Source organism: Streptococcus parasanguinis (assembly GCF_032163505.1).
Classification (GTDB): Bacteria; Bacillota; Bacilli; order Lactobacillales; family Streptococcaceae; genus Streptococcus; species Streptococcus parasanguinis_V.
Map to the genome: position 1 here is coordinate 1,047,882 of NZ_CP134147.1, position 16,700 is coordinate 1,064,581.

The 16,700-nt window shown below is 41.9% G+C and carries 16 protein-coding genes; 11 read left to right on the plus strand and 5 right to left on the minus strand.

The window, feature by feature from the left end:
* The first annotated feature begins 31 nt into the window (after positions 1 to 31).
* From RIN70_RS05440 to xerS, 11 genes are all read left to right on the plus strand, one after another.
* Positions 32 to 1,309 (plus strand): glycosyltransferase, encoded by a 1,278-nt coding sequence (locus RIN70_RS05440; protein ID WP_313790764.1) that lies wholly within the window; start codon positions 32 to 34, stop codon positions 1,307 to 1,309.
* Positions 1,306 to 2,283 (plus strand): NAD-dependent epimerase/dehydratase family protein, encoded by a 978-nt coding sequence (locus tag RIN70_RS05445; RefSeq protein ID WP_313790765.1) that lies wholly within the window; start codon positions 1,306 to 1,308, stop codon positions 2,281 to 2,283. Before RIN70_RS05440 ends, RIN70_RS05445 begins: the two co-directional genes overlap by 4 nt.
* Positions 2,258 to 3,085, plus strand: a complete 828-nt coding sequence (locus RIN70_RS05450; RefSeq protein ID WP_201087604.1) for an MBL fold metallo-hydrolase — start codon at positions 2,258 to 2,260, stop codon at positions 3,083 to 3,085. The genes RIN70_RS05445 and RIN70_RS05450 overlap by 26 nt, the downstream gene beginning before the upstream one ends.
* A complete protein-coding gene (locus RIN70_RS05455; RefSeq protein ID WP_195623222.1) occupies positions 3,051 to 4,316 on the plus strand; it encodes a F390 synthetase-related protein in 1,266 nt (421 codons plus the stop codon). Before RIN70_RS05450 ends, RIN70_RS05455 begins: the two co-directional genes overlap by 35 nt.
* A gap of 12 nt (positions 4,317 to 4,328) precedes the next feature.
* Positions 4,329 to 5,273 (plus strand): 3-oxoacyl-[acyl-carrier-protein] synthase III C-terminal domain-containing protein, encoded by a 945-nt coding sequence (locus RIN70_RS05460; RefSeq protein WP_070665794.1) that lies wholly within the window; start codon positions 4,329 to 4,331, stop codon positions 5,271 to 5,273.
* Positions 5,274 to 5,353: 80 nt separating this feature from the next.
* Positions 5,354 to 5,686, plus strand: a complete 333-nt coding sequence (locus RIN70_RS05465) for a putative DNA-binding protein (RefSeq protein ID WP_003001435.1) — start codon at positions 5,354 to 5,356, stop codon at positions 5,684 to 5,686.
* Between the two features lie 2 nt (positions 5,687 to 5,688).
* Positions 5,689 to 5,904 carry a 2-oxoglutarate:acceptor oxidoreductase gene (locus RIN70_RS05470; protein WP_229099249.1) on the plus strand — a complete coding sequence of 72 codons (216 nt, stop codon included), beginning with the start codon at positions 5,689 to 5,691 and terminating at the stop codon, positions 5,902 to 5,904.
* Positions 5,905 to 5,921: 17 nt separating this feature from the next.
* The gene (gene ffh, locus RIN70_RS05475; protein WP_195623223.1) at positions 5,922 to 7,493 is read left to right on the plus strand and encodes a signal recognition particle protein; all 1,572 of its coding nucleotides are present in this window, start codon (positions 5,922 to 5,924) and stop codon (positions 7,491 to 7,493) included.
* A 66-nt stretch (positions 7,494 to 7,559) separates the two neighbouring features.
* The gene (locus RIN70_RS05480) at positions 7,560 to 8,327 is read left to right on the plus strand and encodes an alpha/beta hydrolase (protein WP_195623224.1); all 768 of its coding nucleotides are present in this window, start codon (positions 7,560 to 7,562) and stop codon (positions 8,325 to 8,327) included.
* 105 nt (positions 8,328 to 8,432) lie between these two features.
* Positions 8,433 to 9,416 (plus strand): acetylxylan esterase, encoded by a 984-nt coding sequence (locus tag RIN70_RS05485; protein ID WP_195623225.1) that lies wholly within the window; start codon positions 8,433 to 8,435, stop codon positions 9,414 to 9,416.
* 193 nt (positions 9,417 to 9,609) lie between these two features.
* Entirely contained in the window at positions 9,610 to 10,680 is a 1,071-nt protein-coding gene (gene xerS / locus RIN70_RS05490; RefSeq protein WP_272144021.1) for a tyrosine recombinase XerS, read from the plus strand.
* An 88-nt stretch (positions 10,681 to 10,768) separates the two neighbouring features.
* Here the strand turns inward: xerS and RIN70_RS05495 are convergent, their stop codons facing one another.
* The 5 genes from RIN70_RS05495 to RIN70_RS05515 form a co-directional block, all read right to left on the minus strand.
* The gene (locus RIN70_RS05495; RefSeq protein ID WP_313790766.1) at positions 10,769 to 11,410 is read right to left on the minus strand and encodes a hypothetical protein; all 642 of its coding nucleotides are present in this window, start codon (positions 11,408 to 11,410) and stop codon (positions 10,769 to 10,771) included.
* Between the two features lie 108 nt (positions 11,411 to 11,518).
* Entirely contained in the window at positions 11,519 to 12,508 is a 990-nt protein-coding gene (locus RIN70_RS05500) for a lipoate--protein ligase (protein ID WP_118095165.1), read from the minus strand.
* Between the two features lie 68 nt (positions 12,509 to 12,576).
* A complete protein-coding gene (gene lpdA / locus RIN70_RS05505; protein WP_313790417.1) occupies positions 12,577 to 14,283 on the minus strand; it encodes a dihydrolipoyl dehydrogenase in 1,707 nt (568 codons plus the stop codon).
* 41 nt (positions 14,284 to 14,324) lie between these two features.
* Entirely contained in the window at positions 14,325 to 15,368 is a 1,044-nt protein-coding gene (locus RIN70_RS05510; RefSeq protein WP_313790418.1) for a dihydrolipoamide acetyltransferase, read from the minus strand.
* A gap of 330 nt (positions 15,369 to 15,698) precedes the next feature.
* Positions 15,699 to 16,691, minus strand: coding sequence for an alpha-ketoacid dehydrogenase subunit beta (locus RIN70_RS05515; protein ID WP_129824891.1), 993 nt, complete (start codon positions 16,689 to 16,691; stop codon positions 15,699 to 15,701).
* Positions 16,692 to 16,700: the final 9 nt, after the last annotated feature.

Sequence of the window (16,700 nt, forward strand, 5' to 3'; positions counted from 1 at the left end):
AGATCTAAAAAAAGATATAAGGCAGGAAAAAATGAAAAAAATTAAAATCGATGTGGTAGCTGTTCCCTTGAGTGGGCATCTGTACCCAACTTTAAATCTCGTTAAACCCTTATTAGATGATCCAACTATGGAAATCCGAGTTTTCACGGGTCCTCAGAAAAAAGCCGTCGCAGAAAGTCTCGGCTTCACGGTCGTTCCGATTCTAGAGGACAAAGTAGAAGAATTTGAACGTGTGGCTAATAACGATAAAAAATACAATCTCTTTTCAGCTTATCGGCAATTGTCTAGGAGTCTTGATTTGATTAATCATGTATCGGATCAATTGCTAGAGGAGTGGCGTGTCAACCGTCCAGATATTGTCATTGCTGACTTTATCACTCTATCAGCAGGCTTTGTGGCAGAAGAGTTGGAAATTCCTTGGATTACCACCATGGCAACCCAATTTGCAATCGAAACTCCTTATGGTCCTCCTTGCTTCTTCGGAGGGATGGGAATCGCGCGCACGAAGAAGGAAGAGAAGATCCAAGCACTATGCCGTAAACTCACGCGCATTGGAAAATACTGTGGGGCTTTCCTCTTACGCAAACGCTTAAAACGTTACAATTTCAAGTTGTACAATCAAAATGGAGTGGAGACCATCTACTCTCCTTATGCCATCTTTGGAATTGGTATGATGGAGCTAGAGTTGAAGACACATTTCCCTCATCAATATGCGTGGCTTGGCCCTTTGGGGACTTCTCTTGAAAAAGCAGAAGATTATCCTTTAGACATCAGTTCTTACGAGGACAAGACGAAGGTACTCGTGACATGTGGAACCCAGTTGCCTTGGGCAAAGGAGAATTTGCTAGAACAAACCAAGCAGTTGGCCAAAGAGCATCCAGAATGTCACTTTTTCGTCACCTTAGGAGATGGGGCAAAAGACTTTTCTGAAGAAGATGTAGCACCAAATGTGACGCTCGTCTCTTATCTGCCTTACAAAGAATATATTCCGCAGATGGACTATGTCATTCACCATGGAGGAGCTGGAATCTTTTATCAGTGTATCGAATTTAAAAAACCAGCCTTGATCTTGCCACATGATTATGACCAATTTGACTATGCGATTCGAGGAGTAGAAGCAGGAATTGCCTTTCAAGCTCATCGCAATCGCACCGAAGAGATTCAAGCAGGTTTTAATGCCCTATTAGAAAAAGAATCTTGGGAAAAGTTAGAAAGACTAAACAAACTTTCAAAAACCTACAAGCCGTTGGATACCTTGGAGTTTGAAATTCAACGATTATTAAGACGTGGAACGGATGGGAAACTATGAAAATACTTGTAACAGGTGCGACTGGCTTCCTTGGAAAATATGTGATCGATGAGTTGTTGGCTCACGATTATACCATTGTAGCTTTTGGCCGAAACGAAAAAAATGGGAAAGCTCTGGAAAATGATCGCGTCCAATTTATCAAAGGGGATTTGAGCTCTATTGAGGAATTAAGACAAGCCTTTCAGTCTGTTGATGCTGTTGTTCATGCAGGAGCTTTATCTTCCGCCTGGGGACCTTGGAAGGCCTTCTATCAGGCGAATGTAGTTGGTACTAAAAATGTCCTTGAATTGTGTCGTGAATATGCGGTAAAACGCTTGGTTTACGTTTCTTCTCCTAGTATTTACGCAGCTGGAAAAGATCAATTAAACATCAAGGAAAGTGATGCTCCAAAAGAAAATCACCTCAACAATTACATCCGAAGTAAATTGGCGTCTGAAAAACTTTTTTCTGACTATTCAGATGTGCCAAGTATCATCTTGCGTCCTAGAGGATTATTTGGTGTGGGGGATACCAGTATTTTGCCTCGTGTCTTACGCCTCAGTCGAAAAATTGGAATTCCTTTGATTCGAGGAGGAGAGCAGCTCATGGATATGACCTGTGTGGAAAATGTTGCCCTAGCCATTCGCTTGGCTCTGGAAGCAAAAGAAGCACACGGGCAGGTTTATAATATTACAAATGGGGAACCAAAGACCTTTAAGTATTTGATCGAAACCACACTAAAGGGATTGGGAGAGCCGATTCGCTATCGGAAAATTCCGGCAGGTCTTGTAGCAGGTGCGGCCTATAGCCTTGAAGGAGTGTATCGATTATTCCATCTGAAAACTGAACCTCCATTGACTCGCTATACCTATTATCTCCTTCGATATAGCCAAACCCTCGATATTCAAAAGGCCCAAACCGAACTTGGCTACTATCCAAAAATGACCATTGAAGAAGGGATTGACAACTATGTCCACCATGATCAAGCGCATTGATTATTTTCCAGCAGGCTATTGCAGTAGTCATTCCGGTCTCTTATTCAAAGGGATTCCGAATGAAAAAATGCAATTTCCAGCAAGTGTCTTTTTGATTCACCACCGTGAAAAAGGCTATATTTTGTACGATACCGGTTATCACTACGAGATTAAGGAAAAAGCTCGGTATTTTTGGTACCGTCTAGCCACCCCAATGCAGATGAAAAAAGAAGACCAGATCGATTATTTATTGCAAGAGCGTGGGATTGATCCAGCAGAAATTACTTATGTGATTCTTTCTCATTTGCACCCTGATCATCTCGGTGGAGCAGCCCTTTTTCCAAATGCTCATTTCTTTGTCAGTCAGGAAGTCTATGAGGTGTACCAAAAACCGAAATTTAAAGATCTAATTTTTAAAGAGTTTTTGCCAGATGATTTCAAAGATCGGGTAACTTGTCTCAAAGCAGATCAAAGGCATCCTGCTTTCCCCTATCGCCCGACCGCGGATCTTTTTGGAGATGGGAGCATCCTTGTTTCGTCCATCGATGGACATGCGAGAGGGCAAGGTTGTCTTTATCTGGATGAGCTCAAGCTCTTTATTGGGGCGGATCTTTCTTGGGGAGTAGACCTCTTGCCTTTCACACGGCAAATGCGTCTCATTCCTTCCTTGGTTCAGGATGATAAGAAGGCTTATTTAAAAGGAGCTGATTTGATGGAAACACTCTTGCAAGATGGTATTCAAGTTGTGGTTAGCCACGACCCGCAAGAACGGATTGAAAGGATTTTAAATGAAAAAAACAGTCTTTCTAAAAACCTTTATTGAAACTAGATGGTGCCATCGATTCCGTTCAAAAGAGGCCTTGAAGCGATACCAAGATAAACAATTGGCACGCTACCATGCATTTATCACTTCTCAATCCCCCTATTTTCAAACCCATTCTCCCGAATCCTTTGGAACCATGGATAAATCGTTTATGATGACACATTTCAATGAACTCAATACCCTAGGGGTGGATCGAGATCAGGCTTTAGAAATGGCGATTCGCGGAGAACAGACGCGAGATTTTACTGAGATGAATGGAGAAGTAGCAGTAGGCTTGTCTTCTGGGACTTCAGGCCACCGAGGAGTTTTTGTCACCACAGAAAAAGAAAGAAGTATGTGGGCTGCAGCGATTCTAGCCAAGATGCTACCGAAAGGAAAACTGTTTGGTCATCGCATTGCCTTTTTCTTACGAGCGGACAATGAACTCTATCAAACCATTAATTCAGGCCTTATTCGCTTGGAATATTTTGATATTTTCAAGGATAGCAAGGAGCATTTAGAGCGCCTCAAAGACTATCAACCAACCATTGTGGTTGCACCAGCTTCAACCTTGATTGAGTTGGCTAACTTTGTCAGCAATCAGCAACTTGCGATCCAACCCGTCAAGGTTGTCTCTGTCGCAGAGATCCTAGAAGATCGAGATGCACAGACCATCGCCAAAGCTTTTCAACTAGACAAGGTTGATCAGGTCTACCAAGCGACAGAAGGGTTTTTAGCTTGTACCTGTTCAGAAGGCAATCTACATCTCAACGAAGATATTTTGTATGTCGAAAAAGAGTATCTAGATGATAACCGCTTTTATCCGATTATTACGGATTTCAAACGAACGAGCCAACCCATCTATCGCTACCGCCTCAATGATATTTTGGTGGAAGAAAAGTCCCCTTGCCCTTGTGGTTCCGTCTTTACTCGAATCGCAAAGATTGAAGGACGATCGGACGATATCTTCTATTTCAAAAAAGAAGATGGCAGCAGCCAGATGATCTATCCGGATTTTATTCGCCGGTGCATTTTATTCGTCGAAAATATTCAGGACTATCAAGTAACTCAGTTGGCAGATGGATCCATTACCATTGCCTTGAGTCACCGGACAGAGTCTATGGAGCAAGCAATCTTTGCTCAATTTGAACTCTTAGCTCAGCAAAAACAATTCATTCTCCCAAGTATTCAATTTATCGATTACCAATGGGACCCAACACGTAAATTAAAACGTGTTCAACGACTTCAATAAAAGGAGAATCCTATGACTACTGTAAAAAGACATTTGCAAATTAAAGGCTATGGAACAGCGCTTCCAGCTCATACAGTGACTTTCAAAGACCAGACTCGTTACCGCGTGAAAGAAGGAGAAGAAACACAGATTGATCTTGCAGCCCGTGCGATCGAAGCTGCTTTAAACCATGCGGGTCTTGAAATGGCAGACATCGACTGCCTGGTTTCGGCTAGTGCAGTTGGTGTTCAGCCCATCCCTTGTACAGCTGCTTTGATCCATGAGCGCGTGGCCAAGGGACTGACGATTCCTGCCATGGATATCAATACTACCTGTACCAGTTTTGTATCTGCTTTAAGCACCGTTTCTTATCTGATTGAAGGTGGAGAATACCAACGGGTGCTGATTGTATCCAGTGAAGTAGGGAGCCTAGGGCTGAATCCTAAACAAAAAGAAAGCTTTGAATTGTTTAGTGATGGAGCTGCAGCCTTTATTTTTGAAGCAACAAAGGAAGATAAAGGAATCATTGCCAGTATGCAACGTACCTGGTCTGAGGGAGCCCATGACACCGAAATTCGTGGTGGTTTGACAGCTTATCATCCGAAATTATACTCTGAAGCAACCAAGACTGATTTCATGTTTGATATGAAAGGGAAGAAGATCCTTTTACTTTCTGCCCGTGTTATTCCAGAAATGTTCCAAGAATTCCAAGAGAAATCAGGCATTTCTAAAGATGCTGTAGACTATATTATTCCTCACCAAGCAAGTCGCGCCTTACCACTTGTCATGGACAAATTAGGCGTCGGCAAAGACAAGTACCTCAATATTGTCAGTGATTATGGAAATATGGTTTCGGTAGCCGTACCTTTCGGACTAGCCTATGCACTGGATCATGGCTATGTGAAGGAAGGAGATACCATCTTCTTGATGGGAACTGCAGCAGGGATGACGGTCAATATGTTGGCACTGAAACTTTAATGATGAATCCTCTTATTTCAAGCTCAAAAAGCATCAAGTCCCGCTAGTCTTTAGCGGGCTTTTTTGATATAATGAAAGGTATGGAAATTGAGAAAACCAACCGAATGAATGCGCTCTTTGAGTTTTATGCAGCGCTCTTGACGGACAAGCAGATGAATTATATCGAGCTCTATTACGCAGATGACTACAGCTTGGCTGAAATTGCAGAAGAGTTTGGAGTGAGCCGTCAGGCGGTCTATGACAATATTAAACGTACAGAAAAGATTTTGGAAGACTACGAAATGAAACTCCATATGTATTCCGATTACATTGTTCGTAGTCAGATTTTTGATCAGATTTTAGAACGCTATCCGGAAGATACTTTTCTACAAGAGCAGGTTGAAATTTTATCAAGCATTGACAATCGAGAGTGATTATGGGCAGTCTCGTCATTTATCAAGGAATACCTTGCAAACTATTAGTCGCAGAGGAAGTATTTCCTACTCGACTACAGATTATCTCGCCCAATGATATCTCCCAAGCTATGCGAATAGGTTTTAGCTGTTGGGGATATCCAAATGAAATCATGAAAGAAGTCACACCCGAAGAACTAGAATGTTTGCAACATTTCGGACGATTTCCACTGAATTGAAAAAATAGGAGAAAATAATGGCATTTGAAAGTTTAACCGAACGTTTACAAAACGTCTTTAAAAATCTTCGTAAGAAAGGGAAAATCTCTGAAGCAGATGTCCAAGAAGCGACCAAAGAGATTCGTCTAGCCCTCTTAGAGGCCGACGTTGCCCTTCCTGTTGTAAAAGACTTCATCAAACGGGTCCGCGAGCGAGCTGTAGGTCATGAAGTCATCGAAACCTTGAACCCTGCCCAACAAATCGTGAAGATTGTCGATGAAGAATTGACAGCGATTTTGGGTTCAGAAACAGCAGAAATTATCAAATCTCCAAAGATTCCAACCATTATCATGATGGTCGGTCTTCAAGGGGCTGGTAAAACAACTTTTGCTGGGAAATTAGCTAACAAATTAGTCAAGGAAGAAAAAGCGCGTCCTTTGATGATTGCGGCCGATATTTATCGTCCAGCGGCCATCGACCAGTTGAAGACCCTTGGTCAACAGATCAATGTCCCTGTCTTCTCACTTGGTACAGAAGTCCCTGCAGTAGAGATCGTTCGCCAAGGTTTGGAGCAGGCAAGAGCCAATCACAATGACTATGTCTTGATCGATACGGCTGGTCGTCTGCAAATCGACGAAAAACTCATGGGCGAGTTGCGCGACGTCAAAGCCCTTGCCGAGCCAAACGAAATCCTCTTGGTTGTCGATGCCATGATTGGTCAAGAGGCAGCCAATGTGGCGCGTGAGTTCAATGAACAACTCGAAGTAACTGGGGTCATCTTGACCAAGATCGATGGGGATACCCGTGGTGGTGCGGCCCTTTCTGTCCGTCAGATTACTGGGAAGCCAATCAAATTCACTGGTACTGGTGAAAAAATCACTGATATCGAAACCTTCCACCCAGACCGTATGTCTGGTCGGATCCTCGGTATGGGGGATATGCTGACGTTGATCGAGAAGGCTTCTCAAGAATACGATGAGAAACGTTCGCTTGAACTCGCTGAGAAGATGCGAGAAAACACCTTTGATTTCAACGACTTCATCGATCAGTTAGACCAAGTCCAAAACATGGGACCAATGGAAGACCTGCTCAAGATGCTTCCAGGCATGGCCAATAACCCAGCCATGAAGAACCTCAAGGTCGATGAACGAGAAATTGCTCGCAAACGTGCGATCGTATCATCCATGACACCAGCTGAACGGGAAAATCCAGATTTGTTAAATCCAAGCCGTCGTCGTCGGATTGCGGCTGGTTCAGGAAACAGCTTTGTCGAAGTCAATAAATTCATCAAGGACTTTAACCAAGCCAAACAGATGATGCAAGGCGTCCTCTCTGGCGATATGAACAAGATGATGAAACAAATGGGGCTCAATCCAAATAACATGCCGAAGAATATGCCTGGTGGCACGCCTGATATGTCTGCCCTCGAAGGCATGATGGGACAAGGTGGCATGCCTGACTTGTCAGCTCTTGGCGGAGGCGCTGGAATGCCTGACATGAGCCAAATGTTTGGCGGTGGTCTCAAAGGAAAAGCCGGTGAATTTATGATGAAACGGGCGATGAACAAGATGGCCAAACAAATGCGCAAAAATAAGAAAAAACGGAAATAATCGTTTCTAATAAGGGCCTGGAACACACTGTTCTGGGTTCTTTTAGAAACTACTACTAGAGGAAACATGTTAAAAAAACTATTTCAACAACTCATTCGTTTCTTTGCAAGATTGTTTTCTTCGCACAGCAAGCCCTTTGAATTCCCAAAAGGGTCGAAGAAACCACCGATTAGACCAATCATCTTTGTACCTGGGAGTTCAGCCAGTATACAGCGATTCAACGGAACCATTCGCATGCTCCATCGCTTTTCTAGAAAAAAGCAGAGTCTCTTAAAAATAAAAGTCAACAAAGATGATTCTATAGAGATGGAAGGAAGACTAAATACAAAAGAGCCGAATCCGATGATTGTGATTGGCTTTGAGAACAATCGAGATGGCTACAGCAATATCAAGCAGCAAATCGAATCCCTTAAGATAGCTCTAACCTACCTTCTTGATCACTATCATTTTACAGACTTCAAGGCAGTAGGGCATTCTAATGGTGGACTGGTTTTGACTGGTTTATTGGAAAGTGGCTTTTTAGAGAAAAAGAAGGTAACCGTAACCAAGTTGGCTATTATTGGAAGTCCTTACCGTTTCAATCAAGAGATGTATGACGATTTTCAAACATGGAAGCATCGTCTGGGAAAAGAAGTAGAAGTTCTTAATTTTGTTGGTAGCTTTGCTGGAAAATCAGATGGCATCGTTCCTCTCTCTAGTGCACAAGCAGCACAATCTATTTTTGACAATCAGGCCTATACAGAAGTGAATTTAAACGGTCGCAACGCTCATCATTCAGCTTTACCCACTAATCCAGATCTAGTGAAACAATTAAGTCTATTTTTGAATCTATAGCAAAATTACATAATTTCGGTTATGTAATTTTTGTTTGTCTCTTGCAACCCTTAAGTAAATATGGTACATTTTTGGTAGCGATTACACATACCTAAGGAGGATTTTATGAAAGATCCTAAATTACTAGAGACAATGAAAGTATACAAGGGACGGGATGAGGTTCCCGTAGATTTTGATGCTTTTTGGGATCAAGCCCTAGCAAAGATGACTGAACTTCCTGAATACAAGCTTGAAGAACGAGATTTCAGCATTCCAAATGTTGCTTGTTATGAATTAACATTTAAAGGAACCAGAAATGGCCTTGTCTATTCAAGAATGATCCTTCCAAAAACGGACCAAAAGGTTCCAGTTATTTTCCATTTTCACGGCTATATGGGTCGTTGTTGGGATTGGGCTGATATGTTAGCTTATACAGTAGCCGGCTATGGTGTTGTATCAATGGACGTGAGAGGCCAATCAGGTTATTCAACAGACGGAGATCGCTCACCGCTTGGAAATACCGTAAAAGGACAGATTATCCGCGGAGCCGTGGAAGGTCAGGACCAGCTCTTTTATAAGGATGTCTATTTAGATCTTTACCAGTTAATTGAAATTGTAGCCATCCTCCCTCAAGTAGATGACAGCAAACTTGCCAGCTACGGAGCATCTCAAGGCGGTGCCCTTGCTCTGGTTGCTGCTGGATTAAATCCCCGAATCCAACGAACAGTCGCCATTTATCCATTCTTATCGGATTTCAGACGGGTATTAGAGATCGGAAATACCAGTGAGGCCTATGACGAGCTTTTCCGTTATTTCAAGTTCCATGATCCATTCCATGAAACGGAAGATCGTTTGATGCAGACTTTGGCCTATATTGATGTAAAAAATTTTGCCCATCGTATCAAAGGACAGGTTCACATGATTACAGGTCTAGATGATGATGTCTGTTATCCTGAAACGCAGTTTGCCATTTATAATCGATTAGAAGGTCCAAAAGAGCATTTAATCATGCCAGAATATGCCCACGAAGCTATGAATGTTCAAGTCAATGATCGAGTCTATAATTGGCTCTGTGGTAGCAAGATTCCATTTCGATATGTAGAAAAATAAGTTAGAAAAGAAAAACAATCAGTAAATCCATGAGATTTGCTGATTTTATTGTGTTTAAAAGGGATCTAGTATAGAAAGGGATACAAAACAGTCCTATAGATACCCTATGACATCTTTCCGAAAAACTATAATTTTCTTGAAAAATATATCTAGCTATGCTATACTACTAGTATAGAAAGATTTGGAGAAAAACATGAAACGCGAAATCTTATTAGAACGGATTGATAGACTCAAACAAGTCATGCCTTGGTACGTCTTAGAATATTACCAATCAAAACTGGCCGTTTCATACAGTTTTACAACTTTGTACGAATACTTAAAGGAATACGATCGATTTTTTACCTGGGTTTTGGAATCTGGTATATCGGATGCTGACACCATGGCCGAGATCCCCTTAGACGTTCTGGAGCACATGACCAAGAAAGACATGGAATCCTTTATTCTTTACTTACGTGAACGTCCTCTGCTCAATGCCAATACGACAAAAAACGGGGTTTCCCAAACAACGATTAACCGTACCCTTTCTGCATTATCTAGTCTTTATAAGTATTTGACTGAGGAGGTTGAAAATGAGCAAGGTGAACCTTATTTCTATCGAAATGTTATGAAGAAAGTTGCTACCAAGAAAAAGAAAGAAACCTTGGCGGCTCGAGCTGAAAATATCAAGCAAAAACTCTTTTTAGGGGATGAAACAGAAGGTTTCCTTAACTATATCGACCAGGAGTACCCACAAACACTCTCAAACCGCGCCTTATCCTCTTTTAATAAGAATAAAGAACGAGATTTAGCCATTATAGCACTTCTTCTCGCTTCTGGTGTCCGTCTCTCTGAGGCAGTCAACTTGGACCTTCGTGACCTTAATCTTAAGATGATGGTGATTGATGTCACACGAAAAGGTGGAAAACATGACTCGGTTAATGTTGCTGCCTTTGCTAAGCCTTATCTAGAGCAATATCTTGCTATTCGAGACAAACGTTATAAGACAGAAAAGACTGATACAGCCCTCTTTCTGACCCTGTATCGAGGTGTTCCAAACCGAATTGATGCTTCTAGCGTTGAAAAAATGGTGGCCAAGTATTCAGAAGACTTCAAAGTCCGCGTGACACCCCATAAACTTCGCCATACATTAGCAACTCGTCTCTATGATGCTACTAAATCGCAAGTTTTGGTCAGCCACCAGCTGGGACATGCTAGCACCCAAGTTACCGACTTGTATACCCATATTGTTAATGATGAACAGAAAAATGCCTTGGATAGTTTGTGATATTACATAACGTAAATTATGTAAATTATTTTTGTGTTAGAAAAAGAGCGTAGATTTTTATATGGAATCTTACGCTCTTTTATTCTTTCTATAAAAATTCAATCCAATAATTACGGTGTGGCTCAATAATGACTGGTTTTCCCCAAAATGATTTTAGATAAGCCATATTTGCTGGGGTGACCGGTCTTTTTTCACCATTATACTTTTCTGCACTTTCTTCCGTTAAAAAGCATTTAACTGCTTCATATGGTGTTCCGTCACTCGCTGTACGATCAATACCCATATAAGCAATTTCATCACCGGCCTTCGGAAAATCTGTAAATAGTTTACCAATAAAATAAACCGTCTTATCTTTCATTAATTCATAAGCTTTACTATTTTCCAATCTGTTATTCGCTGCAGCGTACATAATACAAAAGCTATCCACGATATCTTTCAAAGGCATTAATTCTTCTTTGCTAACGATTATTTCCTCAGGAGCAAGTCCACCAATGATTAAGTTTTCATAATGAGGTTGCTGGATGACGTTATCTAAAGCCATTCCTAATGGTAGTTGGACAGCTTGATAGCCTAATGGTTCTAGCACTTGCTTTTTCTGGTCAAGGTGTCCTTGTGTAATACTGACATTCAAATCATAAGGACTTAAAGATTGTTGCTTTCTAAAAAAAGGCACTACTATACGATCTAACTGTTCAAATAGACCAAGATTTTCCACTGGAATTTTCATCATCGAATATGATCCCCTTTTTGTTCAGATTTCCTCTATATTGTACACTCATGGTTTTCGAATATCAAGTTTAAGATAAAAGATATCCATTTAACATGGATATCTTTTACTTTATTCCACCACTGCTTCAGCAATTTCTTCTGCAGTGATACCTGCAAAGTAACGACCTAGGTTAATGGTTTGAAGGGCATTGAGGACGTCTTCACGTTCGTATTTAACGCCACGAAGAACATCTTCTACTGCTGCAACATCTTCGATACCAAAGAAGTCACCATAAATCTTGATGTCTTGGATTTTTGATTCAATGACGTTTGCGAAGATTTCAACCTTACCGCTAGGGAATTTAGTGCCACGACGGACATTGTATTCAGGAGACTTTCCATAGTTCCAATCCCAGGTACCAAACTTGGTTTCCTTGATACGATTAATTTCAGCCAATTCTTCATCCGAGAAGACATATTCTGTCATCTCAGGGTATTCTTTCTTCATGTAGTCCAAAAGTAGGTCACGGAACTCTTCCACCGTGATTTTTTCTGGCAATTCATCGATGATATTGGTCACACGTGCACGAACCGATTTAACCCCTTTAGACTCAAACTTGTCTTTAGACACCTTGAGTGCATTAGCAAGGACTGACAAATCCACGTCAAAGAGAAGGCAACCATGGTGCATTATCCGACCATTGATGTAAGCTTGGGCATTTCCACAGAATTTCTTACCATCAATTTCCAAATCGTTACGACCAGTGAATTCAGCCTTCACTCCAAGCTGAGCCAAGGTGTTGATCACAGGAGTTGAGAAGCTCTTGAAGTCAAAGGCCTTATTTTCGTCTTCTTTTGAAATAATGGTGTAGTTGAGGTTGTTCAAATCGTGATAAACAGCCCCACCACCACTGATCCGGCGAACCACTTCAATCCCATGCTCCCGAACGTAGTCGCGGTTGATTTCTTCGATGGTATTTTGGTGGCGACCAACGATAATCGATGGTTTGTTAATCCAGAGAAGGAAGATTTGATCCTCATCTAAAAGGTGCTTAAAAGCATACTCTTCTAAAGCAATATTAAAAGCAGTATCATTTGAATAATTAATAATGTATTTCATAAGATTCCTTTATATACGATAGAGACTGGTCCAGCATTTGCTGTCCAGCCATTCTATCATTTCAAATATTATTTCTTCTTAGGTGAGTGAACCGCCAAGCCAAGTACATCCGCAAAAGCTTCGTACATTACTTCTGAGAAGGTTGGGTGACCATGAATGGTCTTGAGCATTTCTTCTACAGTGATTTCCATCTCAATGATAGTAGAAGCTTCGTTGATCAATTCAGCAGCTGCTGGACCAATAATGTGAACCCCAAGAACTTCACCATATTTCTTGTCTGCAATGACCTTAACAAAACCTTGAGCCGCATCTGATGCAATGGCACGTCCGTTAGCCGCAAAGTTGAATTTACCGATTTGGACATCATATTTCTCACGAGCTTGTTCTTCTGTCAAACCAACAGCCGCTACTTCTGGAAGTGTGTAGATAGCTGCAGGAGTTAAGTTCAATTTGGCAACAGCATGATTTCCCTTAAGAGCATTTTCGGCCGCTACTTCACCCATACGGAAGGCAGCGTGAGCCAACATCTTCGTACCATTGATATCACCTGGTGCATAGATACCTGGAACAGATGTTTCCATGTATTCATTGACCTTGATACGACCACGATCCAATTCAAACTCCACTTCTCCGATTCCTTCAAGATCTGGAACACGACCGATTGAAAGAAGAGCTTTGTTTGTAATGATATCGTCTTTTCCTTCAACCTTGATACGGAGTTTGCCATCTTCTTCAATGATTTCTTGCAGTTTAGTATCAGTCAAGATGGTCATTCCCTTGCGTTCAAGAATCAAACGAAGGTTCTTAGAAACTTCCGCATCCATAGCTGGAACAATGCGGTCCATCATTTCAATAACCGTTACTTTTGAACCAAAGGTCATAAAGGCTTGACCAAGCTCGATACCGACAACCCCACCACCAATGATTACGAGACTTTCTGGGACTTCATTCATATCCAAGATGTCATCACTCGTCATGACAAGGGATGATTCCATGCCAGGAACGTTAATCTTGCTGACTTTTGAACCACCAGCGAGGATAATCTTCTTAGTTTCAAGTAACTCAGAACCATTGACCAAAACATTCTTATCTTTCGTAATGGTACCGATCCCCTTATGAACATCAACTCCGTAGCTACGAAGAAGTCCTGCAACACCACCAACCAAAGTATTTACGACCTTGTTCTTAGTTTCAAGAACCTTGTCCATATCTACTGTGAAGCTAGGATTGTCAATGATGATCCCACGGTTTGCCGCATGACCGATATTTTCAATGATTTCAGCGTTGTGTAGGTAAGTCTTAGTTGGGATACATCCGCGGTTCAAGCAAGTTCCACCAAGTTCAGATTTCTCAACAAGCGCAACTTTACCACCCAATTGAGCTGCTTTGATAGCAGATACGTAACCAGCAGGACCACCACCGATCACTACGATATCATAAGCATCATCGCTCTTATTGTCATCATTTGAAGCACTTGTTGCAGCTGGTGCAGGACTCGCTTCTGGTGCTGCTGCTCCAGCAGTTGGGATGTTCTCCCCTTCTTCACCAAGGTAACCAATCACTTCTGTTACAGGAACAGTCTCGCCGTCCCCTTTTAAGATAGCAATCAAGTAGCCATCTTCTTCAGCTTCCAATTCCATGCTGACTTTATCTGTCATGATTTCAAGGAGAATTTCTCCTTCTTTTACAAATTCGCCGACTTTTTTATTCCACTGAACGATTTGTCCTTCGGTCATATCTACGCCGGCTTTTGGCATAATTACTTCTAAGGCCATTTTATTTCCCTCTTTTTCTTGTTTCTATTCTCTCTAGTTGATTAGACCAACATTGAAATCGGGTCTTCAATCAAGGCTTTCAAGTCTTTCATGAATTTGGCACCAGCCATACCATCGACAACGCGGTGGTCAATGGTCAAGCCCAAGCTCATGATTGGACGAATGACGATTTCACCATTAACTACAACTGGTTTTTCAACAGTTGCGCTAACCCCAAGAATGGCAGAGTTTGGCTGGTTGATAATCGGTCCAAAAGATTGAACACCAAACATCCCCAAGTTACTGATAGTAAAGGTTGAATTTTGCAATTCGCTTGGAGCAAGCTTACCATCCAAGGTACGTCCGATAACGTCCTTGAAGGCTACCACCAACTCTGATAAAGTCATCTTTTCTGCGTTATAGACAACCGGTGTCATCAGCCCATTGTCCATCCCAACCGCCATAGCCAAGTTGACATAGTTGTGAGTGATAATGGTTTTGCCATCCTCCGTCAATGACGCATTGATGTATGGGTGTTTCATCAAGGTCTTAACAACCGCAAGAGAAAGCAAATCTGTTACAGTGACTTTCTTGCCAGTTGCTTCCATGATTGGATCCAATACCTTCTTACGAAGGGCCAACATTTGAGACATATCAACGTCATAGTTCAAAGTAAAGGTTGGTGCTGTCAAGTAAGATTCCACCATCCGTTGAGCGATCACCTTACGCATTGGTGTCATCGGAATCCGCTCGATCTCACCATAAGGTGTCACATTATCTGGAGCTTCCTCCACCTTCTCGATTTGAGCAGGTGACTTAATGGTCTCATTCTCGATATTTTCAGGAAGGAAAGCAAGGACGTCCTTCTTCATGATCTTGCCACAATGACCAGTTCCTTGGATTTCTTGCCAAGCAATATTGTGTTCTAAAGCAATTCGTTTTGCAAGTGGTGAAATGCGAACCACATTTGTGTCTTTATATGTTTCCACGTCTTCTTTGTGGACACGACCGTTTGCGCCTGAACCAGAAACATCATAGAGGTTGATCCCTAGATCATCCGCCAATTTTCTAGCCGCAGGAGTCGCTCTTAGCTTATCATCAGCCATGACCTCTCCTATTCTATACTAAGATATTAAGGACGAAGAGGGCAATGAAAAAATAGGAGATTGACGATGTGTTCGATGAACACAAGGAAATCTATCTTTTTTTCACAGACCTCCGTCCGAATTCAATTACATGATACTAAGGGCGTTTAAAAGCGACCGAAAAATAGGAAATCAACGCAGACTTAGATGAAGTCAAGGAGATTTATCTTTTTTCCGAGCTTTTAGCCCGTGCTCTAATCTAAGATATCAAGGACGCAGAGAACTTTGCATCTTAAAGATACAAAGTTTCCTCGTCTGATTCAATAGATACTACATAATTTAAATTATGTGTTATTCTTTATTATACGTTTTCCGAATGTCATCTTTGATGCTTTCAACTGTCGGAATCATTGCATTCTCAAGATTTTGTGCGTAAGGCATTGGCACATCTTCCCCCGCACAACGGCGGATCGGTGCATCCAAGTAATCAAATGCTTCTGATTCAGAAATGATAGCTGAAATTTCACCGATATAGCCACTTGTTTTGTGGGCATCATTGACAAGGACTACTTTTCCTGTCTTCTTGACAGAATTAATGATGATCTCTTTATCGAGTGGGACCAAGGTCCGTGGGTCTACTACTTCTACTGAGATGCCTTCTTCTGCCAATTCTTCAGCTGCTTGCATCACGCGACGAAGCATTTTCCCGTAGGTTACGACAGTGACGTCAGTTCCTTCGCGTTTGATTTCTCCGACACCAAGTGGAATCGTGTAGTCTGGGTCAACTGGCACTTCCCCTTTTTGGTTGAATTCTGATTTGTATTCAAGAATGATAACGGGGTTGTTATCACGGATAGATGACTTGAGCAATCCCTTCATATCCGCTGGCGTACCAGGAGCAACAACTTTCAAACCAGGAATATGAGTAAACCATGATTCCAATGATTGTGAGTGTTGAGCCGCAGAACCTACTCCGTTCCCAGCAGCACAGCGAATGGTCATCGGCACTTGACCTTTACCACCAAACATGTAACGAGTTTTAGCGGCTTGGTTGACGATAGCATCCATGGCAATAACAGAGAAATCCATGAAGGTCATATCAACGATTGGACGTAGCCCTGTCATAGCAGCACCAGCTGCTGCACCTGAAATTGCAGCCTCAGAAATCGGACAGTCACGGACACGTTCTGGACCGAATTCCTCAAGCATTCCTACTGAAGTTCCGAAGTCTCCACCGAAAACTCCGACATCTTCTCCCATCAACAATACATTTTCGTCGCGACGCATTTCCTCAGACATAGCAAGGATAATGGTATCGCGGAAAGACATTAATTTAGTTTCCATAATTCTCTA

Bases quoted from the DNA above. Each gene is read 5' to 3' on its own strand.
- RIN70_RS05440 (WP_313790764.1), top strand. From the start codon at position 32: ATGAAAAAAATTAAAATCGATGTGGTAGCTGTTCCCTTGAGTGGGCAT.
- RIN70_RS05445 (WP_313790765.1), top strand. From the start codon at position 1,306: ATGAAAATACTTGTAACAGGTGCGACTGGCTTCCTTGGAAAATATGTG.
- RIN70_RS05450 (WP_201087604.1), top strand. From the start codon at position 2,258: ATGTCCACCATGATCAAGCGCATTGATTATTTTCCAGCAGGCTATTGC.
- RIN70_RS05455 (WP_195623222.1), top strand. From the start codon at position 3,051: ATGAAAAAAACAGTCTTTCTAAAAACCTTTATTGAAACTAGATGGTGC.
- RIN70_RS05460 (WP_070665794.1), top strand. From the start codon at position 4,329: ATGACTACTGTAAAAAGACATTTGCAAATTAAAGGCTATGGAACAGCG.
- RIN70_RS05465 (WP_003001435.1), top strand. From the start codon at position 5,354: ATGGAAATTGAGAAAACCAACCGAATGAATGCGCTCTTTGAGTTTTAT.
- RIN70_RS05470 (WP_229099249.1), top strand. From the start codon at position 5,689: ATGGGCAGTCTCGTCATTTATCAAGGAATACCTTGCAAACTATTAGTC.
- ffh (WP_195623223.1), top strand. From the start codon at position 5,922: ATGGCATTTGAAAGTTTAACCGAACGTTTACAAAACGTCTTTAAAAAT.
- RIN70_RS05480 (WP_195623224.1), top strand. From the start codon at position 7,560: ATGTTAAAAAAACTATTTCAACAACTCATTCGTTTCTTTGCAAGATTG.
- RIN70_RS05485 (WP_195623225.1), top strand. From the start codon at position 8,433: ATGAAAGATCCTAAATTACTAGAGACAATGAAAGTATACAAGGGACGG.
- xerS (WP_272144021.1), top strand. From the start codon at position 9,610: ATGAAACGCGAAATCTTATTAGAACGGATTGATAGACTCAAACAAGTC.
- RIN70_RS05495 (WP_313790766.1), bottom strand. From the start codon at position 11,410: ATGATGAAAATTCCAGTGGAAAATCTTGGTCTATTTGAACAGTTAGAT.
- RIN70_RS05500 (WP_118095165.1), bottom strand. From the start codon at position 12,508: ATGAAATACATTATTAATTATTCAAATGATACTGCTTTTAATATTGCT.
- lpdA (WP_313790417.1), bottom strand. From the start codon at position 14,283: ATGGCCTTAGAAGTAATTATGCCAAAAGCCGGCGTAGATATGACCGAA.
- RIN70_RS05510 (WP_313790418.1), bottom strand. From the start codon at position 15,368: ATGGCTGATGATAAGCTAAGAGCGACTCCTGCGGCTAGAAAATTGGCG.
- RIN70_RS05515 (WP_129824891.1), bottom strand. From the start codon at position 16,691: ATGGAAACTAAATTAATGTCTTTCCGCGATACCATTATCCTTGCTATG.